21 protein-coding genes and 1 tRNA gene are annotated in these 20240 nt (G+C 69.6%); 9 read left to right on the forward strand and 13 right to left on the reverse strand.

Annotation, left to right across the window (positions count from 1 at the left end; all coding sequences use genetic code 11):
- Window positions 1-1515 precede the first annotated feature (1515 nt).
- From ACTHAM_RS00540 to ACTHAM_RS00570, 7 genes are all read right to left on the reverse strand, one after another.
- Window positions 1516-2007, reverse strand: a complete 492-nt coding sequence (locus ACTHAM_RS00540; protein WP_440684191.1) for a hypothetical protein — start codon at window positions 2005-2007, stop codon at window positions 1516-1518.
- Between the two features lie 90 nt (window positions 2008-2097).
- Window positions 2098-2508 (reverse strand): hypothetical protein, encoded by a 411-nt coding sequence (locus ACTHAM_RS00545; RefSeq protein ID WP_440683677.1) that lies wholly within the window; start codon window positions 2506-2508, stop codon window positions 2098-2100.
- Between the two features lie 365 nt (window positions 2509-2873).
- Entirely contained in the window at window positions 2874-3098 is a 225-nt protein-coding gene (locus ACTHAM_RS00550; RefSeq protein ID WP_440683679.1) for a hypothetical protein, read from the reverse strand.
- Window positions 3095-3499, reverse strand: a complete 405-nt coding sequence (locus tag ACTHAM_RS00555; protein WP_440683681.1) for a hypothetical protein — start codon at window positions 3497-3499, stop codon at window positions 3095-3097. The genes ACTHAM_RS00550 and ACTHAM_RS00555 overlap by 4 nt, the downstream gene beginning before the upstream one ends.
- A gap of 46 nt (window positions 3500-3545) precedes the next feature.
- Window positions 3546-5288: an RHS repeat-associated core domain-containing protein gene (locus ACTHAM_RS00560; protein ID WP_440683683.1), complete on the reverse strand. Its 1743-nt coding sequence runs from the start codon at window positions 5286-5288 to the stop codon at window positions 3546-3548.
- 43 nt (window positions 5289-5331) lie between these two features.
- Window positions 5332-6183 carry an aminoglycoside 6-adenylyltransferase gene (locus ACTHAM_RS00565; RefSeq protein ID WP_440683685.1) on the reverse strand — a complete coding sequence of 284 codons (852 nt, stop codon included), beginning with the start codon at window positions 6181-6183 and terminating at the stop codon, window positions 5332-5334.
- A 208-nt stretch (window positions 6184-6391) separates the two neighbouring features.
- On the reverse strand, window positions 6392-7144 hold the full coding sequence (locus ACTHAM_RS00570; protein WP_440683687.1) for a YitT family protein: 753 nt from the start codon (window positions 7142-7144) through the stop codon (window positions 6392-6394).
- A gap of 42 nt (window positions 7145-7186) precedes the next feature.
- Between ACTHAM_RS00570 and ACTHAM_RS00575 the strand changes: the two genes are divergently transcribed.
- The 3 genes from ACTHAM_RS00575 to ACTHAM_RS00585 all read left to right on the forward strand — a co-directional run bounded on the left by ACTHAM_RS00575 (window position 7187) and on the right by ACTHAM_RS00585 (window position 11441).
- Window positions 7187-7702, forward strand: coding sequence for an Lrp/AsnC family transcriptional regulator (locus tag ACTHAM_RS00575; protein WP_440683689.1), 516 nt, complete (start codon window positions 7187-7189; stop codon window positions 7700-7702).
- Window positions 7703-7870: 168 nt separating this feature from the next.
- On the forward strand, window positions 7871-10339 hold the full coding sequence (locus ACTHAM_RS00580) for a GH36-type glycosyl hydrolase domain-containing protein (protein WP_440683691.1): 2469 nt from the start codon (window positions 7871-7873) through the stop codon (window positions 10337-10339).
- A 22-nt stretch (window positions 10340-10361) separates the two neighbouring features.
- The gene (locus ACTHAM_RS00585) at window positions 10362-11441 is read left to right on the forward strand and encodes an aldose 1-epimerase (protein WP_440683692.1); all 1080 of its coding nucleotides are present in this window, start codon (window positions 10362-10364) and stop codon (window positions 11439-11441) included.
- Between the two features lie 9 nt (window positions 11442-11450).
- Here the strand turns inward: ACTHAM_RS00585 and ACTHAM_RS00590 are convergent, their stop codons facing one another.
- Genes ACTHAM_RS00590 through ACTHAM_RS00600 form a run of 3 tightly spaced genes read right to left on the reverse strand, consistent with a single transcriptional unit; the run spans window position 11451 to window position 13231 of the window.
- Window positions 11451-11795, reverse strand: coding sequence for a HepT-like ribonuclease domain-containing protein (locus ACTHAM_RS00590; RefSeq protein ID WP_440683694.1), 345 nt, complete (start codon window positions 11793-11795; stop codon window positions 11451-11453).
- A complete protein-coding gene (locus tag ACTHAM_RS00595; RefSeq protein ID WP_440683697.1) occupies window positions 11792-12301 on the reverse strand; it encodes a helix-turn-helix domain-containing protein in 510 nt (169 codons plus the stop codon). The genes ACTHAM_RS00590 and ACTHAM_RS00595 overlap by 4 nt, the downstream gene beginning before the upstream one ends.
- Window positions 12302-12328: 27 nt before the next feature.
- On the reverse strand, window positions 12329-13231 hold the full coding sequence (locus tag ACTHAM_RS00600) for a LysR family transcriptional regulator (protein ID WP_440683699.1): 903 nt from the start codon (window positions 13229-13231) through the stop codon (window positions 12329-12331).
- 169 nt (window positions 13232-13400) lie between these two features.
- Between ACTHAM_RS00600 and ACTHAM_RS00605 the strand changes: the two genes are divergently transcribed.
- On the forward strand, window positions 13401-13787 hold the full coding sequence (locus tag ACTHAM_RS00605) for a CBU_0592 family membrane protein (protein WP_440683701.1): 387 nt from the start codon (window positions 13401-13403) through the stop codon (window positions 13785-13787).
- Between the two features lie 76 nt (window positions 13788-13863).
- Here ACTHAM_RS00605 and ACTHAM_RS00610 read toward each other — a convergent pair whose 3' ends face one another.
- Both ACTHAM_RS00610 and ACTHAM_RS00615 read right to left on the reverse strand, forming a co-directional pair.
- On the reverse strand, window positions 13864-15111 hold the full coding sequence (locus ACTHAM_RS00610) for a hypothetical protein (RefSeq protein WP_440683703.1): 1248 nt from the start codon (window positions 15109-15111) through the stop codon (window positions 13864-13866).
- A complete protein-coding gene (locus tag ACTHAM_RS00615; protein ID WP_440683705.1) occupies window positions 15108-15713 on the reverse strand; it encodes a GNAT family N-acetyltransferase in 606 nt (201 codons plus the stop codon). The genes ACTHAM_RS00610 and ACTHAM_RS00615 overlap by 4 nt, the downstream gene beginning before the upstream one ends.
- Before the next feature lie 145 nt (window positions 15714-15858).
- Between ACTHAM_RS00615 and ACTHAM_RS00620 the strand changes: the two genes are divergently transcribed.
- From ACTHAM_RS00620 to ACTHAM_RS00630, 3 genes are all read left to right on the forward strand, one after another.
- A tRNA-Gly gene (locus ACTHAM_RS00620) sits at window positions 15859-15932 on the forward strand.
- Window positions 15933-16026: 94 nt separating this feature from the next.
- Window positions 16027-16635: an Lsr2 family DNA-binding protein gene (locus tag ACTHAM_RS00625; protein ID WP_440683707.1), complete on the forward strand. Its 609-nt coding sequence runs from the start codon at window positions 16027-16029 to the stop codon at window positions 16633-16635.
- 37 nt (window positions 16636-16672) lie between these two features.
- Complete coding sequence (locus ACTHAM_RS00630; protein WP_440683709.1) at window positions 16673-17554, forward strand: hypothetical protein; 882 nt, start codon at window positions 16673-16675, stop codon at window positions 17552-17554.
- 383 nt (window positions 17555-17937) lie between these two features.
- Here ACTHAM_RS00630 and ACTHAM_RS00635 read toward each other — a convergent pair whose 3' ends face one another.
- A complete protein-coding gene (locus tag ACTHAM_RS00635) occupies window positions 17938-18456 on the reverse strand; it encodes a hypothetical protein (protein WP_440683711.1) in 519 nt (172 codons plus the stop codon).
- An 85-nt stretch (window positions 18457-18541) separates the two neighbouring features.
- Between ACTHAM_RS00635 and ACTHAM_RS00640 the strand changes: the two genes are divergently transcribed.
- Both ACTHAM_RS00640 and ACTHAM_RS00645 read left to right on the forward strand, forming a co-directional pair.
- Window positions 18542-18904: a hypothetical protein gene (locus tag ACTHAM_RS00640; RefSeq protein WP_440683713.1), complete on the forward strand. Its 363-nt coding sequence runs from the start codon at window positions 18542-18544 to the stop codon at window positions 18902-18904.
- A gap of 498 nt (window positions 18905-19402) precedes the next feature.
- The gene (locus ACTHAM_RS00645; RefSeq protein WP_440683715.1) at window positions 19403-20122 is read left to right on the forward strand and encodes a hypothetical protein; all 720 of its coding nucleotides are present in this window, start codon (window positions 19403-19405) and stop codon (window positions 20120-20122) included.
- Window positions 20123-20240 lie beyond the last annotated feature (118 nt).

Consider the following 20240-nt stretch of genomic DNA (forward strand, 5'->3'; position numbering starts at 1 on the left):
GTCGCTGGGGACGTCCGACCAAAGTCGGGGCGTCGCCGCTCAGCCGCGTGGGTCGGGGGCGGGATCGCTGCATGGGCACACCCAAAGTCGCTTCGGCCTCCCGGCGCAGGCCGGCAGAAGACGTCGAATCCCGCCAGCCGGGGGCGCACCGGTGCGCGGGCGCTCGTCGACGCGAGTCCAAGTCTGTGACGCGAGCCGCGGACGCTACACAAGGACGAAGAACAGCGCGAGCATGAGCCCGATCGGGGAAGCATAGAGAAGGTCGCGATGGCTAGGCTGGGCGGCACCTGACATCGGTTCGCCAGGACGGTCACTCCGCGCGAACGCCCAACGGACTGCCCAGACAAACCCGAGAGCCATCAACGGGGCAGTGAAGGCCACACCGAAAGCACGCGCAACGATGTGTCCCACGCGGGCACCGCTCATCAAGTCGACGACTAGGCCGATCAGCACGCCTGCGATTCCAGCTATCGCTCCCAGTGTGATCGCCGAGTAGGTCAACAGCTCGAGCAGATCCCGGCGCCGTTCCGCCGAGCGCCTAGGACCGAACGCCTGCTCGACGACTCGGGCAGCCGCAGCTTCGACGGTCAGGTTTTCGACCAGAACAGAGTCGCTTCGGCGGACGAACGGCCTCAACACCCGTTCAGCCCACCACCACGTGAACCCGCCGGGCCGCGCGGGCCGCTGAGGACCAAGGGTCAACTCGACCACGCACCGAGAACGGTGCACCGTACCGACAATGCGCCGTCATAGCCGGCGGTCGCACCCGTCCAGAGGTCATCCACCCGGTCCGGCCAGAAGGCGAAGTTCCGAGCCGCCCGCCCGGTCCCGAACCTCACGGCGCGGGTGGTGGCACTGGCCGCACCGGTCGCATATCGGAGGCCCCCTGAAGCCGCCCTGCCGCCCAATGAGCCGACTGCGGGGAGCGCACCGACGAGACTGAGCACGGTAGAGCCTACGTCGCCGCCCTGAGAGTGCTTGCAGGCCGCTCCGAGGCTCACCGCAGTGGAGCGCCCTCCCAGGATCGCTCCCACAGGCGACAGGACTCCGGAGGCCGTCAGCGCGAGTGCTACTCCGCCGAGGAGCGTCGACACTGTGTCGAGTTCGTCACCAGTCCAGTTGAGCGGATTCCAGCCCCACAGCCCGAGAGGGTCGACCACCTGAGCGGGTCGCCGGCTGCATAGCCATACCGGCTCCTCGTCACTTCCACGAGCGGGTCGACGCTGAGAAACTGGGCGGATTGTGGGTCGTGGTAGCGGGCGCGCAGCAGGGGCTAAGGGATGACCGCAGACCGCCCGGTGATGCGCGCCAGGCATGACGGTCGCGATGTCAACGCAGGGCGCCGACACCTCGGCCTGCTGGTCCCAGGACTATCTGTTCTGGCTCATGACGTTGGTGACGCCTGCTCGGCGGCGCGCGGCCAGGGGCTGGTCGCCGGTGGCGGTGTGAGCGCGATGGGCGTCGGCGGTGGTGGGCTGAACCAGGAGCGGTGAGGGACGAGGATGGACTCGGGACTCAGCCCACGGGGCCGAGGTCTTCGAGCTGGACGCGGATCGAATGCTGGGAGAGCCACTGCATGGTCGCCTCACGGCTGCGCTGGCTGAACGGCGCATAACTTGCCACGTGGAGCACTCTGCCGTCCTGCGACACGAACAACCGGTACATATCGAAGAAGGCCAAACCGCGGCGGGGCTCGCGAACGAACTTGACCGTCGCCGGGCCTGGCTCTAGTTGTATCTTCTGGCCACGGAATCCAAGGCGCCCCCAAGGGGACGCCAGTTCGACACGCCCTCCGACTTCGCGGGCGTAGACGCTGGCCAGGATCCGGAACCCAACGAGTGCTTGCACGAACCCGAACACCAGGAAACAGCTAGCGGCCGTCGCGCCGACAGCGATGAACACGCGCTTCGAGGTAATGCTCAAGTACGGTCTGGTCGACTGCAGAGAATCGACGTCTAGTGCCGACGGCGTGTAAGCCAGGATCGCCGCTGTTATTGCGAGCAGCACCAGAGGCGGAAGGCCACCCTTCCAGGAGTTGGGCTCCGCTTGCACCAACCGACTCACTCGGCTACTCCCTTGAACTCACTACAGCAGATCTCACGGTCTCGAACTTGCGCCAGCTCGGTTGCCGACAAGCGAATCGAAGGCCTCACCACTCTCCTTCTCCGCGTAGTATCCGGCGATCCCACCGGCGGCGCTCGCACCGACGACGACTGCGACGGCACAGGTTGCTCCGGCAGTGAAAGGGCAGGCTAGTCCCAGGAGAACCACGGTAACCGTTGTGCCCACGGCGACTCCTGTGGCCGTCGTGGTGGCGGTTCGGCCGACAGTCAGACCTGCGCGCAGCATCGGGTCGGAGACACCGCCATACCGGTCCGTGTATTTCTCGTAGCCATCGTAGAGCGTCATAGCTGCGTCGAGGTACAGCGTGGACTTTCCCGCAACAACGAGTGCACGATTGTCCAAGACCGGCAGTCGCCAGTCCGTGGGCTGACCGATGAACGTCATCGACGTGGGAGTGCCCGTGCCGTACAGCGCTCCACCCGTTGCGCCTTCTCCGAGCACCTCCGTGAGGAAGAAGCCTCCCGAGTTCCCCGCAGCGCCGAGCGATGCTTCCCACCATGCACCATCGGCCTCTCCCGAGCAGGTTTGCTGCGCGCCCCCGATGCAGCCCATTCCTGCCGCACAGCCCGTTCACGGCCGCGCGGAGCCCCAGTCGCTCTGCCAGTCCAAGCCAGTGGGATCTGTCGCCTGCAGGGGGTTGCCGCCTGCGTAGCCGTAGGAGCTGAGCGTCTTGTCGACGAGCGGGTCGACGGAATGTCCGTGACCGGTTGGGGCCGCCCGTAGGCGTCGTAGTCGGCGTCCGAGGTGACCTACCCGGTCGCATCGGTGGTGGAACGCACCGAGCCGATCAGGCCGGTGTGCAGGAAGTCGACCGTGCCGTCGTCAGCCTGCACCTGCTCCAGGGGTGCGGCGCCCAGGCCGTACACGTGCGCGAAGGTCGCATCGCTCAGCAGCAGCGGGACCCCGATGAGCGTGTTCGACTGATTGGCTACAGACGCAAGACCAACTGGGCAACGGCCAGAGCCTAAGATCAAGACAACCCAAGCCAGCGCTCAACTTCCCTCAGCGACATCTCCCGGCAGGGCGGCAGCACCAGCACCCGCGGTCGACCGGTTCTCACGGTGATGGCGATCTGCAATGCACCACCGGCGATCACAAGAGGTGAGCAGATGGCCGCCCAATACCCAAGGGTGCCGCCAGGCCCGTCGTCCGGAGTCGCCACTATCAGCGGATACCCGATCAAGAGCGCCAGCCCGGTGCATCCCAGGAAGAGAAATGCCGGAATCATTACCCGGACGTACTGCAGTGCGTTCAAGTTGAGGAACGCGTGGGCGTTCGCCGCCCGGCGGCCCAGCGCGTGACGGTTCTCGTTCGACCGCGCGAACAACCACCAGGTTCCGGACGCCGAGATGCCGATGGCGATGACGGCGATCAACTCAACTAGTACTAGATCACGCACTGCAGGCGCCTCCAAGGCTCTTCTAGTAGTAGATCTTGTTCTGACCTGCGACAAGGATGCTGTTTGCAGCCCACGCGATGGCTGCGCCGACTACCGCTCCGGCGACAAATCCGACGATTGTTCCTAGACCAGGAACCACTGAGCCTACCGCCCCGCCAACCCACGCACCGGCCGCCATGCCTGCCATCACGCCCGTGGCAGAACTGGCCACAGCGGCCGAAGCGCGGGCATAGGCCATGCCCGACTCTTCACCAGAAGAGACCGAATCGTTGTAGGCCTGATACCCACTGACAGCCACACCGGCGACACTTATTGTCGAACTAGCAGCTCCAACGAGTCCACTGCGCCCGACTGCGTTCATTGTCGACGCATATCCCGGTCGAGAGTAGGTCGAAAGAGCGGCACCGCTTCGTGACGCGGCCGAACTGGAAATCGCTCCTTCGCCGTACCAACGCCAGTTCGCCAAGTTCCTGGCAGCTTGGCTCGCTGTCTCCGAGTGGAACGAGACGCCGAAGCGCATGGCGTCTGCGGAAGTGACGCCCGCGGCACCGCCGGTGAACATCTGACCGAACGCCGAGCCAAACGGCCCGACGGAGTAGCTATCTCCGCAACTGCTCGACCGTGAGCCTGACGGCCCACCAGAGTCAGTTCGTAGTGCGCTCGCCAGACCCGTGGGGTCGGTGAGTTGCAGCGGATTGGCGACTGCATAGCTGTAAGGCTCGGTGGTCGCGTCCACGAGCGGGTCGACGCTCAGGAATTGCGCGGATTGTGGGTCGTAGTAGCGGGCGCGCAGGTAGGTCAGGCCGGTGGGGTCGGTGTACTCCCCGGCGTACCCGAACCGGGTGATCGTCGCCGTGGCCGTGTCGGTGACCGGTTGGGGGCGCCCGTAGGCGTCGTAGTCGGTGTCCGAGGTGACCTGCCCGGTCGCATCGGTGGTGGAGCGCACCGAGCCGATCAGGTCGGTGTGCAGGAAGTCGACCGTGCCGTCGTCGGTCTGCACCTGCTCCAGGGGTGCGGTGCCCAGGCCGTACACGTACGCGAAGCTCGCATCGCTCAGCAGCAGCGGGACGGCCGCCTGGCTGTCCCACACGTACTGCTCGGTGCTGGTCTGCTCACCGGTGGTCGTGGTCGCCGAGGCCCGCAGGCCAGTGGCGGCGTAGGTGTAGGTCGTGGACGTGCCGTCCGCGCCCGTCCAGGTCGTCAAGCGGTTGGCCAGGTCGAACACCGCGCGCGTCGAGGCGGTGCCGTCCGTGCCGGTCGTGTCCGCCGTGGTGCGGTTGCCGCGGGCGTCGTACCCGTAGGCCGTCTGGGTGTTCGCGGTCGCGTCGATCAGCGAGGTGACCTGCCTGGCCGCGTCGTAGGTCAGGGTGCGGCCACCGGACAGCTCGGTGACCGAGCCGGCCTCGTCGTAGGCGAACGTGCCGGCCAGGGCACCGGTGATCTGCGCCAGGCGAGCCTGCGGGTCCCAGGTGTACGACGAGGTGGTCGTGGGCTGGGTCGGTGGAGCTCGGGCCTCGGTGGACCGGGTGGTGGTCTGGTCGGTGAGCAGACCGGCGTCGGTGTAGGAGTAGGCCAGCTCGAGCAGGTCGATCCCGGTGGCCGACTCCGTGCTGATGCCCGCGACCTGCCCGGCGGCGTCGTGGTCGTAGCTGGTGGTGACCCCGTTGGGGTAGGCCAGCCGGGCGACCTGCCCGTCGTCGGTCCAGTCGTAGTCGAAGACTCGGTCGGCCCAGTCGGTCAGCGCGGACAGCTGACCGTCGCGCATCCGCGGGACGACCTCGTCGCTCTGCCGGCCCGCCCCCTCCGCCCTATGCCGGCCGCGCGGCTACGGGCGCCGTCCGTTCGGTGACGTACGCCATGACCGTCGCCGCGACGTCCTCCCGATACGGCAGCCCGGCGGCGGCGAACACCTCACGCGCGTCGCGGTCGAACTCCCCCATCCCCCGCACCAGGGCCGTCCGCAGCGAGTCCAGGTCCGGCGTTGTCGCGTACGTGAGCAGGTGGGCCTGCTTGTCGGCAGGGACGCAGTGCTTCACCTTTGACTCCCAGCCACCCCAGTCGAGGGTGTCGTAGCGGCTGAGCAGCAGGTCGGCGTGCGACTGGCGCAGGAACTCGAAGTTCTTGAGGATCTTGAAGACGTCGCCGCGCAGGACGTACTTGATGAGCATCTCGGCGTGGAACCAGTAGGTGTCGAAGCACCGGTTGGGGTCGGGGCGGGCATCGTCGGTGCGCAGCCCTCGGTCCAGCAGCTCCCCGACGCGCCCGTCGCGGTCGAAGACGAGGTTCTTGCGGGTGGCCGACTTGAGGTGCTGGCGGCACCACCAGTCGTCGACGTGGTCGGCGTTGACCATGAAGAAGTCGAGCTGGTGCAGGGTCTGGCCGGTGCGGACCAAGTTGCAGAAGTTCTTGAACACCGGGGAGTTGTAGTCCTCCGGCCAGGAGATCAGCAGCTCGTCGCACGCACCGGCCACCAGCGTCGACACGTCGGCGGCGACCGCCTCGAAGTCGGCGTCGTCGATGAGGAAGACGACGTCGTAGTCGGACAGCTCGTCCCACCCGCCTCGCCCGACCGACCCGTAGAACCAGCCGCCGTGCACGCGCGGATCCTCGGACAGCGTGGCGACGAGGCGGCCCAGGACAGCGGTGAGATCGGCGTGCACGGTTCCTCCGGCGGTCGGCGGTGACGGTCCGATCGTAGGGATCGACCAGCGCCTTGACCTGCCGTTTCGACGATCTGGCCGCGCGCGTGCGAGCACCCGCGGACACCAAGGGGCTCCGCAGGGTGGAGCCTGGACGCTCCGCAGAGTGCAGTCTGGGAACTCCGCAGAGTGCAGTCTGGGAGCCGGTTGTCCTTCGCACGCAAGCCGGTCACACCCCCAGGTACCGCCCCGGCCGGTGGTTGAGGGCGAGCACCAGGTTGACCACCACGGCCCCGATCAGCGAGAGCCCCACGGTCCGCCAGTCGGCGACGGTCGCGGCGAGCAGCACGGTGGCCAGGTCGAGCCCCATCTGCACGTACCCGGCCCGCCAGCCGCGGCGTTCCTGGGCGAGCAGGGCGACGACGGTGTAGCCGCCGAGGCTGGCGCGGTGCCGCACGAGCACGAGCAGGCCGATGCCGACGAGCAGGTTGCCGACGACCACGGCGTACAGCGGGTCGGGGTCGAGCCCGGGCAGGGCGTGCGGCTGCAGGGCGGAGAACGCGCAGACGAGCCCGACGGACAGCAGCGACCGCAGCGTGAACTGCCAGCCCTTGCGGGCGAGGGCTGGCACCAGGAACGGGGTGTTGACGGCCAGGAACAGCACGCCGAACGGCAGCTCGACGGCGTGCCGCAGCAGCAGACCGAGCCCGGCGGTGCCGCCGGTGACGGCGCCGCCGATGTCGAGCAGGTGGACGCCGAGGGAGACGACGAACGTGCCGGTGAGCAGCCCGGCGACGTCCTCGACGCGACTGTGCCGGAGTGCGTCGGGGGTGGCGAGGGATGCGTCGGCGGGCGTGTCAGGGGCGGCGGGCACTTCGGGTCGACCAGGGGTGTCGGCGGCACGGACGGGGGCGAGGGTCACGTGCGCGATGGTCGCGGTCGTCCACAGGTGTGCACAACTATGTGGGTAACCGGTGGGCATATTGCTCGCTCATCGGGCCGCTGATACGTCAGACTGCACAGCATGACGACGCTCGACCCCCTCGACGCCAGGATCCTCCTGGCGCTCGACGACGAGCCCGACGCCCCGGCGGTCGTCCTGGCCCGCACGCTCGGCATCTCCCGCAACACGGTGCACGCCCGGTTGCAGCGGCTCGCGCGCGAAGGGACACTCGAGCCGTTCAGCCGTCGGGTGCCGCCGGCCGCACTGGGGTTCGAGCTGGTCGCGTTCGTCTCGCTGCAGCTGGACCAGGCGGCCGGTGACGCCGCACTGGAGGGCCTGGCGTCCATCCCGGAGATCGTCGAGATGCACGCGACCACGGGCGACGGCGACGTGCTGGTGCGGGTCGTCGCCCGCGACACGCAGGACCTGTACCGGCTGGCGAACGCGATGCTCGCCATCGACGGCGTGGTGCGCGCCGCGACGTCCGTCTCCCTCGCGCAGGTCATGCCGTACCGGACCCGGCAGCTGCTGGAACGGGCCACGACCCAGCCGGCCGCCCAGGCCGTCGATCAGGGCCCGGACGTGCCTGTCACCTGAGTGTTCGCCACGCACAACCGCAGGCACTATGCTCGCCATCGTGAGTGCGTGGGAGCGCTCTCGCACCGTCCCCGCCGCACGGACCGGCACAGGCGCCCAGCACCGCTGCGGGCCGCCGCCCGACGCGTGGCTGCTCTCTCCCTGTGGAACCACCCGGAAGGCTTGGGCATGCGTTACGGCCACTTCGACGACGAGTCGCGCGAGTACGTCATCACGACGCCGCACACCCCGTACCCGTGGATCAACTACCTCGGCTCGGAGCAGTTCTTCTCGCTGCTGTCCCACCAGGCCGGCGGGTACTCGTTCTACCGCGACGCCAAGATGCGCCGTCTGACGCGGTACCGCTACAACAACGTCCCCGCGGACGCCGGCGGCCGGTACCTGTACGTCAACGACGGCGGCGACGTGTGGACCCCGTCGTGGATGCCGGTCAAGGCCGGGCTGGACCACTTCGAGGCGCGCCACGGCCTGGGCTACTCGCGCATCGTGGGCGAGCGCAACGGCCTGTCGGTCGAGACGCTGTTCTTCGTGCCCATGGGCGAGAACGCCGAGGTGCAGAAGGTCACCGTCACGAACACCTCGACGGAGCTGAAGTCCGCGACCCTGTTCTCGTTCGTCGAGTTCTGCCTGTGGAACGCCCAGGACGACCAGACGAACTACCAGCGCAACCTCTCCATCGGCGAGGTCGAGGTCGAGCAGGACAGCCCCTACGGCTCGGCGATCTACCACAAGACCGAGTACCGCGAGCGCCGCGACCACTACGCCGTGTTCGCCGTGAACGCCCGCGCCGCCGGTTTCGACACCGACCGCGACACGTTCGTCGGTGCGTACAACGGCCTGGGTGAGGCGACGGTGCCGTTCAGCGGCAAGTCCGCCAACTCGGTGGCCTCCGGCTGGTACCCGATCGGTTCGCACTCCCTCGAGGTGTCGCTGCAGCCGGGCGAGTCGCAGACCTTCACGTTCGTGCTCGGCTACGTCGAGAACCCCGACGAGGAGAAGTGGGCGGACGACGACCACCAGCTCGTCAACAAGGAGCGTGCGCACGCTCTGCTGAGCCGTTTCGCGACGACCGAGCAGACCGACGCCGCGTTCGAGAAGCTGCGCGACCACTGGACGGGTCTGCTGTCGACCTACTCGGTCACCAGCACCGACGAGAAGCTCGACCGGATGGTCAACATCTGGAACCAGTACCAGTGCATGGTCACGTTCAACATGTCGCGTTCGGCGTCGTTCTTCGAGACGGGCATCGGCCGTGGCATGGGCTTCCGCGACTCGAACCAGGACCTGCTGGGCTTCGTGCACCTGATCCCCGAGCGTGCGCGTGAGCGCATCCTCGACATCGCCGCCACGCAGTTCCCCGACGGGTCGGCGTACCACCAGTACCAGCCGCTGACGAAGCGCGGGAACAACGACATCGGCTCGGGCTTCAACGACGACCCGCTGTGGCTGATCGCCGGCGTCGCCGCGTACATCAAGGAGTCGGGCGACTTCTCGATCCTCGACGAGCAGGTGCCGTTCGACAACGACGAGTCGCTGGCCGAATCGCTGTTCGAGCACCTGACGCGCTCGTTCCGGTTCACGGTCGACAACCTCGGCCCGCACGGCCTGCCGCTCATCGGCCGCGCCGACTGGAACGACTGCCTGAACCTCAACTGCTTCTCCACCACGCCCGGCGAGTCGTTCCAGACGACCGAGAACCAGGCCGGTGGCGTCGCGGAGTCGGTGTTCATCGCCGCGCAGTTCGTGCTGTACGGCGCCGAGTACGCCGAGCTGGCCGAGCGTCGTGGCCTGACCGAGGTCGCCGCGGAGGCCCGCAAGGCCGTCGAGGCGATGCGCGAGGCCGTCCTCACGCACGGCTGGGACGGTGACTGGTTCCTGCGCGCGTACGACTTCTACGGCAACAAGATCGGCACCGACGAGCACCCCGAGGGCAAGATCTGGATCGAGCCGCAGGGCTTCGCGGTCATGGCCGGCATCGGTGTCGGCAACGGCCCCGACGACGTCGACGCCCCCGCGGTGAAGGCGCTCGCCTCGGTCAACGAGATGCTCGCGACCGACCACGGCATGGTGCTCCAGTACCCGGCGTACACGACGTACCAGATCGAGCTCGGTGAGGTCTCCACCTACCCGCCCGGGTACAAGGAGAACGGTGGCATCTTCTGCCACAACAACCCGTGGGTCATCATCGGCGAGACGGTCGTCGGCAACGGCGCCCGCGCGTTCGACTACTACAAGCGGATCACCCCGGCGTACCGCGAGGACATCTCCGACGTGCACCGGCTCGAGCCGTACGTGTACGCGCAGATGATCGCCGGCAAGGAGGCCGTCCGGCACGGCGAGGCCAAGAACTCGTGGCTGACCGGCACCGCGGCGTGGAACTTCGTGACGGTGTCGCAGTACCTGCTGGGTGTCCGGCCGGACTACGACGGCCTGGTCGTCGACCCGCAGATCGGCCCGGAGGTCCCCTCGTTCACGGTGACCCGGGTGGCGCGCGGTGCGACGTACGAGATCGTCGTGACGAACTCCGGCACGCCCGGTGCGCGCGGCAGCCTCGTGGTCGACGGCACCCCCGTCGAGGGCAACCACGTGCCGTACGCCCCGGCCGGGTCCACGGTCCGCGTCGAGGTCACCCTCTGACCTGCGGGTCGGTTCTCCGCCCATGACGCACGCTCAGCACGCGCGCACGGGCTCGACGGTGGCGGCTGCGGTCGCCACCGTCGGGCACGGCGTGCACACCACGTCCCCCGTCCTCGACGAGCACCCCGTCGATCCGCGCCTGCTCACGCTGCGCTCGGACCGCTGGGAGCTCGACGTGCTGCCCGCGACCGGTGCGGCCCTGGCCGCCGGGCGCATCCGCACGGCCGACGGCACGTGGCGCGACCTGCTGCGTCCCACCCCGCGCACCCGGCTCGGCGACCCCGAGAAGTGCGCGAGCTTCCCGATGGTCCCCTGGTCGAACCGCATCCGTGACGGGCGGCTGCCGTTCGGCGGCGGCACGTGGCAGCTGCAGCGCAACGGCGCCGACGGCACCGCCATCCACGGCGCCGTCCGGTACGCCGAGTGGACGGTCGTCGACCGCACAACCTCGGCCGTCGAGCTGGAGCTCGACACGAGTGCGCTGATCGGCGTGAACTTCCCGTGGCGATTCGTCTCCCGGATCGGCTACGCGCTCGACGGCGACGCGCTGTCCGTCACGACGAGCATCCGCAACGTCGACACCACGCCGTTCCCCGCCGGGTTCGGCCACCACCCGTACCTGCAGCGCACCCTGATGCCCGTCGGCTCCGGTCACGCACCGGGGCTCGGGGGCACGGGCACGCCCGCTGCGCTGCTCGGCGACGGCCCCGTGCTCGACGTGCCCGCGCATCACGGGTACGCCCTGGTCGACGCGATGGCCGCCGGCCCCGCCGGTGACGTGCCGCGCCGCGCCGACTTCCGCACCCCGCACCCCCTGGGTCACGCGTTCGTCGACGACGTCCTCACCGACCTCGAACCGGGTCGCCCGATCCGCATCACCTACGACGACCCGGCGGTCACCGTCGACGTCGAGATGGACCCCGTCTACTCGCACGTGGTGCTCTACGCCCCGCGCCGCCGCGGCTACTTCGCCGTCGAACCCGTCACGAACGTCAACGGCGGCTTCGCGCTGCACGAGGCGGGCGTCCCCGGCACCGGCGTGTTCGTCCTGGCCCCCGGCGAGGAGCGCACCGGCACGTTCACGCTCCGCATCACGGGCTGACACCGGAGCTCAGCCGGCGTCGAGTGCCGCCTGACACGACTCCCGCAGTTGGGCGATCGGTGCCTGGATCGTCGCTCGGACGACCTGCGCGTCGAGCCTGTAGTAGTGGTGCCCGATCAGGTCGCGCATGCGCGCGATGTCGGACCACGGCACGTCCGGGTGATCGTCCCGCAACGACAGCGGAAGCGCCTTGACCGCCTCACCGATCGTCATGATGCGGTACTGGATGGCGTCGAGAGCGACGAGTGCGAGCTCGTCTTCCGGGCCGTGAGCTCGCAGCACCATGTCCGCACGGTCGATGGCGTCGATCGCCTCGAGGACGTCCCGCAGGCGTTGCTCCGACGTGCGACTCACAGCGGGACCGCCTCGGCGAGGGCGGCGACCGCGACATGCGGTGCGAGCACCTGACGGGGCGCGATGTCGACCCGCTCACCCAGCAGTGCTTCGAGCTCGTCCTGCAAGGCCGCGACGGGCAGGAGCCCCCGCGTGCGCACGTCCAGGTCGACGAGCAGGTCGATGTCGGAGTCGGGCCCGTCCTCGCCGCGGGCCACGGACCCGAACACCTGAAGGTTCGTCGCGCCGTGCCGGTGGGCCGCCCGCAGGATGCGCCCGCGATGGTCACGGAGCTTCGCCATCCGACCACCGCGCACGTCGAGGCGACGCGGGGAGGGGACGATCGTGAGCTCGAGCCGGGCGCCGGCGGCGGCGAGAATCCGGTCGAGCGTCTCGACCGACGGCGAGCTGGCACCTGACTCGTAACGCGAGATGGCCGGTTGGGACGTACCCGCGCGCTCGGCGAGCGCGAGCTGACTCAGACCGATCTGCTCGCGTGCTGTGCGAATGAGGCCGGCGGCGTCCATGTGGTTATCATACCGGTACCAGTATCGCTAGACCAGGACGAGGGCCGTCGAGACCGCGAGGAGCTCCTCGACGACCGCGGTGACCGCGGCGCCCGGCTGGGTGCGGGTGGCACGGTGGCGGGCGACCAGGCGACGTGACCCGAGCCCGGGGACGGTCGCCACGGCGAGACCGTCGGGCAGCTCCCCCTGCAGGGCCAGCGCCGGGAGCATCGCGACACCCTGACCTGCGGCCACCAGGGCGAGGGCGACGTCGAAGTCGTAGAACACGTGCCGGGTCCGCAGGGGGCCGACCGCCCCGGCGATGCGGCGCAGGGCGCGGTCACCGGCGGTGCCCTCGACGGAGGCCAGCCACGTGGCCTCGCGCAGGTCGGACAGCTGCGTGGGGGTGGCGGCCGAGGCGGGGAGCACCAGGCGCCACGGCTCCTCGCGCAGGACGACGTCGCGCTGCCCGCGAGGGGCGGTGGTGTCGGCGTCGGCGTCGCGTTCGAGCAGCACCACGTCGACGTCGCCCTCGCGCAGCCGGCGCAGCGACTCGGCCTTGTCGCGCTCCTCGACGACCAGGTCGATGCCCGGGTACCGGCGGGCGACGGCGCCGATGGCCGGGCCGACGACGGCACGGATGGCCGTCTGGAACGCGGCGACGGTGACGGTGCCGGACACCTCGCCCTCGAGTGCGGCGAGCTGTTTGCGGGCGGCGACGAGCTCGGCCTCGATCCGTTCGGCCGCCTCGGCCAGGACCCGACCGGCCGCGGTGAGCGTGGCTCCACGAGGTCCGCGGTCGAGCACGGTCACGCCCTCCTCGGCCTCGAGGCGGGCGATCTGCTGCGAGACGGCGGACGGTGTCACCCGCAGCTCGTCGGCGGCGGCCAGCACTCCCCCGGCCCGGTGCACGGCGAGCAGAAAGGCCAGACGACGCGGATCGGCGGACATACCGGTCAGCATATCGGACCATTCAGTTCTGCTACATCCCCGGAGCAGCGGAGTTCGATTGTGCTGAACGCCTCGACCCGCGACGATCGGACCGTCGGGCAGCGCAGCCCGGCGCCGCTCGACCACCCGTCGCATCCGACCACCACCCCCGAACCGCCAGGAGCCTGCCGTGCACACCGTCGTCACCGCCCTCGGCTGGGTCGGTGCCGTGCTCTGCCTGGCGGCCTACCTGCTGGTCAGCACCGGTCGGTGGCAGGCGGGCTCCGGCCGGTACCAGCTGGCCAACGTCGTCAGCGGGGTGCTCATGGGTGCGGTCGCCGCCGCCGGTGGCGTGTGGCCGTCCGCGGCGACCAACGCCGTGTGGGCCGTCGTCGGGCTGATCACCTGCCTGGCGCTCGTGCGTGCTCGACGCAGGTCCGCCGACACCGACGCACCCGAGGCCGCGACCGTCGGACCTCCCCGGCGCACCACCCTCACCCAGCCGACGGGCAGCAAGGGCAACGACTGGACGACGCGTGCGCCCGACCGCCGCGCACACGACGTCGACGCCGCCTGACGGCCGCTCGTCCGCAGCTGCCACGCCCGGGCACTAGCCCCGGCCCCTGGTCCTGATCCTGGTCCGCGAGCGCCGCTCAGCCCGCACCCCACCGCACCACCGTCGTGGTCGCACGCGCCGCAGGCCCGTCGAGGGTCCGCCACGCGATCAGGTCTCCGGCGCACAGCACCCCGCTGAAGTTGCCCGGGACGGGCACGCCGGCCAGGTCACCCGTGGCGGCGTCGAGCACGTAGACGGGTTCGTCGGGCGTCATGCCCGAGCCGTCGGCCGACGTCCACACCAGCCGATCGCCGCCCAGCGCCAGCGAGGTCGACCGCCCCGAGGACGGCAGCGCGACGCTCCGCACCGTGGACGCCGCCAGGTCGACCAGCTGGATGCTCCCGCCCGACTCGGTCGGTGACGTGACCACGAACGCGAGCAGGTCGCCGTCAGCGACCAACGACGCCACCGAGGCGCCCGTCGGCCCCGCGTACGCGAGCACGGGCGACAGCCCGCCCTCGGCGTCGACCCGTTCGACACCGAACGTGCCGTCCGGCCCGGTCCGCGCCACGAACAGCCCCTCGGCACCCCACGCCGGCTGCGTGGCACCGTCCACCTCGAGCCGGATCGGCTCCTGGCCTGCGAGGTCCCGCGAGACCACCCCGCGGCTCGACGCCCAGTACACGCGACTGTCGGCCACCAGCAGCGAACCCGCCTCGCTGCCCGCACCCGCGTCCTCCGCGCGAGCCACCAGGGTCGTGGCGCCGTCGGGCGCCCGCGTGAAGATCCGCCACGGGTCCACCCCGGCCTGCGTGCTCATTGTCTCCGCCCACACCACGGCGTCGCCGTCGGCCGCCGCGTCGTAGACCTGCCGCGGGTGCTCGTCCGCCAGCACGTCCTGCGAGCTCGGCCAGGCGTGGAACCCGCCCGCGTCGACCGCGCCGATCGCCGACGGCTCCGTCAGCCAGACGCCGCCGTCGTACTGGTCCGCCGGTACCTTCGCGCCGACGAGCGATCCGTCGGCCAGCAGGGCGAGCGAGGCGAGGCTCGACCCGTCACCCGGCACCGGCGAGCGGGACACGGTGACCAGGTCGACGCCCTCCACGGCCGGTCGGGCCGAGGCCAGCGACACCGGCTGCGCGACGACCACCGCACCGTCGACCCAGGTCAGGGTGCCCGGTTGCGCCGTGGCGTCCGCGCCCGACGGCAGCCCTGCAGCCCCGGTCGGCGAGACCGCCGACGAGGGCGGCCCGGGCGGTTCCGGCGCGCACCCCGCCGCGACGAGCCCGACGACGACGCCCGTGGCCACCGCGAGCGCGGCCACGCGAGGACGCCGCCCGCTCACCGCAGGTCCAGCGTCAGGGTCAGACCCCACTCCTGCTCCACGGCCCGCCGGAACCCGAGGCGTTCGTAGAACGCGACTGCGCCGGTGTTGCGGCCATCCACCCCCAGGTGCAGCCCCGGCACCCCGCGTTCCCGCAACTCACTGCTCAGGCGCTCGATGAGCCGGCGCCCCCACCCCTGGCCCTGCAGGCGCGGCAGCAGGTCGATGTGCAGGTGCGCCGGGAACTGCTCGTGCACCGGGTCCGGCGTCGGCCGCCACGCGTGCAGGCGGTCCACGAGCCGGTGGTCCTCGGTGCCGTCCTGCGGGTCGCGGGTCAGCGGGTGCTGCGCCCGGAGCGTCGGCCACCACTGCCGCTCCATCCACTCCTCGAACGCCAGGGTGTCCGCCGTCGCGATCACGTACCCACCGACGCCCTGCTCGTCCGCCACGACGAACGACAGCCCCGGATCGGCCACCGGGTACGGGCCGCAGTACACGTGCCCGAGCAGGTCGGGGTTCCGGTACAGCGCAGTGGCGTCACCGCCGGCAGCACCCGTGAGCAGGCACAGCCGGTACATGCCCGGCAGGTCGGACGGGTGGAACGGGCGCAGCACAGCAGCCATGCCGACGACCCTGCCACGGCGCACCGACGCACGGGGCAGGTTCCGCCGGAACGGGCTTCGCGGGTCCCCGCCAGGCGGGTATGCTGTCCGGGCCGACGTCGGCCGGGCGTGCACCCAGGTGCGCGACCAGCAGATCGACCGTCGTGCGGGTGTAGTTCAGTGGTAGAACTTCAGCTTCCCAAGCTGATAGCGCGAGTTCGATTCTCGTCACCCGCTCCATCGTTTCCGCAGGTCAGAGCGTTACTGCGGCTCTGTCGCACCTTCCTGAGACCCTTCTGCTGGTCGGCTCGCGCCATAGCGAAGAGGTCCGACCATGACCACTGTGACCGCATCCCGTCGCCACCGCCGCGCCTCCGGCGCCGTTCGCCGATTGCCTTCTGGGAGGTGGCAGGCCCGGTACACCGGGCCCGACGGCGCGCTTCGGACGCTCGGGACGTTCCCGACCAAGGCCGAGGCCGACCAGGAGTTGGCGCACGAGGTGTCTCGGATGGCGCGGGGGGTCTGGCGGGATCCGCGGCTCGGCGAACTGCCGCTCGGGGAGTGGTTCCGTGGGTGGATCTCGACCCGGGCGAATCTAGCGCCGAGTTCGCGGGCGCTGCGAGGGCAGCTGCTGGAGCGGTGGATCGACGCCGACGTGCCGGTGGTGGGCGGAGTTCGGCCGCGGGTTGTGCGTCTGGGTGCGCAGCCGCTCGCGTCGGCGACGCCGGCCGCGGTGCGGGAGCGGGACGCGGCGGTGCTGGCCGAGGCGTCGCGGCGCGCTGGTGAGCGGTGGTCGCGCGCGGCGTCGAACACGGCGCACGTCAACGCTGCGATCCGAGCGTGGGCGTTGGAGAACGGGCGCCCGGTAGCGGCGACAGGGTGGATGCCGGCCGAACTGCGCGAGGCGTGGTTCGAGGCGACCGGTGGAGGCCGTCCGTGGTGAAGAGGGCAGCGACACCCCTGCCATATAGGTTGACGCTGTGGACGACTCAGGGTCTCCGAACCTGCGCAGGTCGCTGATCGAGAACGCCTACGACTCCTTCGCCGAGTCGCTGGGTTATGTGGAGAGCGCGCGCCATGACGCGTCGCGCTGGAAGTACGCTGTGCTCAACCTCGTTCACGCAGTCGAATTGATGTTGAATAAGCGCCTCGCCGACGAGCATGAACTGCTGATCTGGCAGGACGTCGACCACCCGGGCCGGACTACGGTCAGTCTGGAGAACACCATCAAGCGGCTTCTGGCCGCCTCGATCGCGCTCGGCGAAGAGGAACAGCAGGCCATCAGGGCGGCGGTGAAGTGGCGGAACAACATCACCCACTACGAGGTGGATCTCGTGGCAGACGAGGTCCGCGAGAACTACCTGCTCATCTTCGAGTTCCTCGACTCGTTCCATGGGGAGCAATTCGGCGGTTCGCTGTCGGAGCACATCCCGGATGAGCACATTCAGACAGCGGCCGACCTGACAGAGCAGTTCAAGCGTGAGTTCATCGACTTTCGTGGACGCACCATGCACCGAGCCTGGGTGCGGAAGCTCGTCGCCGCGCAGCGGGTGCCGAAACTCTTCCTCGATGGTGTCGCCTACGAGCGGCGCGCGTGGGGCAGCGAGCTGTACTGGGAGCAGGAGTACTCGAACGGCTTTGTCCCCCTCCCGTACTGTCGTGACTGCGCGGCGAGAGTCGGCGAGCTGCATGGACCGGGATGCTGCGTTGAAGAGTGCCCAAGAGAGAACGGGCAGCTCTTCGGCTGTGAGTGCGACTGGGAACCCAGCGAACTGTGGGCGCTCGATGACGACGAGTGGGACGAAGATGCAGTGGACCCGACGCTCAACGACGCTGACAGCTCTGCTAGTTCCGACACCTAAGTCTCGTGGGTGTCCACGTGACTCCACCTCTGGCCTCAGCCTTGATCCACCGATGACCGCGCGCCAGGGGTCCGGCCGCACACCCTGACCCGCCCGCTGGCGGGCGAGGAGATCCGCGGGGTGTCGGGCGTAGCGGCGGCGAGCCCGGAGCGGACCGTCGACGACTGGATCGACGGTGGCACCCAGCCCGAACAGGTCGAGCTCGCAATCGGCCAAGCCCTATGTCGGGGCCTGACGATAACGCGCCGGATGACAGATGCGGCCGCGCTGTCGAGCCGAGCGCATGACCTCGTGGACGTCGTCGCACGTCAGGCCACCCCGTGACCGACTCACTACCTGCGAGGCGTGGGCGCGGGTCTCTGGACGGTGTCTATCGCCCGCCACTACGGCGCCTGTCGGCGCTCCATGCGCTCGACCAGGTCGCGGATCTCCTGCTCGTGGTGATGACGGAGGCGAGAGATCGCCGCTCTAGCCTCCGGGGTCGCCACCCGCTCGAGACCGTGTGCGGCCTTCTTGGCCAGCGAGGTAGAGCCGTCGTAGTTCTGGAACTCCGGCCCAGCCCAGGCGAGGAACTCCAGATCGTCGACCACCTCGGCGCCACCCACCTCCTCGAGAAGCACGGCGATGTCCTCGTGCGAGCCGTGCCACGGCTCTCGCGCGAGCTCCCTCAGCGCTGGCAGCGCTGATCGATCCAGCCCGAGCGTGAACGACATGATGAGCGTGAGCTCGACGTCTACGGCGGACCGCTCGGCGACCGCCGCCGCCAGGAGATCCCGGCACAGAGTTGGGCCGTCAGTTGCGCCGAAGGCTCTCAACAACTCCTGCGGAGTTGCCGACCCTCGCCCCGTCTGGCCGGGCATCGTGACGAGGCTGAGGATCAACCGTTCCTGCTCGGGCGTCACGCTCGCACCCTACCCAGGCTTATGTGCCTCGATCCCTCAATCAAACCGTGCACTCCCTGCCGCCGCCTGCGCGATGATCGGCGTCGTGGCGACCACGAGCGAGGCTCCCGCGTGCCGGCGGTGCGGCAGACCAGTCATCCTGAACCGCGAGCACTACGAGACGTTCGAGGGGATGCACTACGTGTGCTTCCACTTCGAGTTCGAGCACCGACGGCCCGACGTCGACGAAGACTGCGGGCTCCGTGGATGCCCCGCCGGCGAACTGCCTGTCCACGCCCCGAGTGATGAGGCTCAGCGCGTGCTCCACGACGTCGCGGAGACACTGCGCGCTCCCTATACCGCTGACGGACCTCAGGTCGACTTCGAACAGCCAGGCGTACTGCTCGTCACGCGGTCTGGCCACCGCATCCGCCTCGTCGCACTGGACGCTTGGAAGCAAACCCAATGACCGCCTCGCCGCGAGATGCGCGACGCCGGCTCACGCATGCCTGTGCGGACCTCGCGCGGATCGACTACTCCGACCCAGAGTGGCACGCGGCTCGCCAAGGGGTTCTCGCAGCGGAGCGAACGCTCGCGGCCGCTCCGGGCGGGCAGTACGCGGAGGTGATCGACCTGGGGTCCACTGGGACGCCGGCGCCTCGGTCCACCCCGCGCACCGAGAGGAGCCGTGGCGACAGCTGCGATACATCCTGCTTGTCTTCCACGACGAGATGGTCGAGGTGCTCTGCCGAGAGATCTCGGCCCGTCTGATCAGAGGCAGCCTCGTCGTAGTCGCCTCCGACGCCCTCAAGGACGTGATCGGGAGTTGGCCGCCCCAGCCGTGTGCGCGGGCAGCTCGCTCTCGCGGGGTCGCGGTCATGCCGGAAGCCCTCCGAGGTTCCCCTGGAAGGGGATCGAGCCTCGAACCGGCCCTGTATCGCCTTCACCACCTGCAATGCTCGCGGCCATGGACCTTCGGGAGTCGCTGGCTCACGCGTGGGTGACGATTGGTGTGCCGGGCACCACGCACCCACGCACGAGCACCTACGTGCTCTATCCCGAGGACGGACTGCCGCCCCTTCCGGTCGCCGTGTCCCAGGGCGACGGCCTTGGATGGCTAGGTGGCCTGCCGACCGTCGGCACTGGGATGACACCCGACGAGTGGAGCCACACGACGACGCCGCTCTCGCGAGAGGGCGTTGAGCGGCTTCTTCAGACCGCCGGAGCCTCCGCTGCGTTCAAACGACTGCCTGCGGACCTGCGTACGCTCTCCTCCGACCAGGAACTGCCACGCCGGCTCTTCAGCGCGACTGACTCATACATCGACGCGGGCGAGCACCTGGAGCCGGTTCAAGGCGGCCACCTGCTACATCTGGTCTCGGACTCGCAGTGGGTCTTCCACTGGCTGGCGTTCATCGGAGACGACGGATCCACTGGCGTGGTGTGCTCCGCCGCCGCTCTCGGCTACTCCGATGACGCGGAGGATGACGGCGCGCCGGGTGGAGGCACAGACGAGCCTGTGTGGGTTGCAGACAGCGTGGCGGAGTTCGTCTGGCGATGGTGGGCGGACAACTACGCTTTCGCGGCGGCGCACCCCGACCGCTGCCCTCCGCTCTCGGCACCGGATTGGTTCGACCTCGCTGCCTACACCGCGGGGTACACGGCGCCGGGGATCGAGCTGTCCTAGCAGAACCTCCCTGGTTGACGCAGTCGCGTGCGAGGTCGTGCACGCGCCAGTAGTAGTCCAGTGGGGGTTCGCGCGGGTCCACGGTCGTTTCCACTGGCGTGAACCGATGCAGGGGAGT

This window comes from Cellulomonas soli, from assembly GCF_052036975.1.
GTDB lineage: Bacteria > Actinomycetota > Actinomycetes > Actinomycetales > Cellulomonadaceae > Cellulomonas > Cellulomonas soli_A.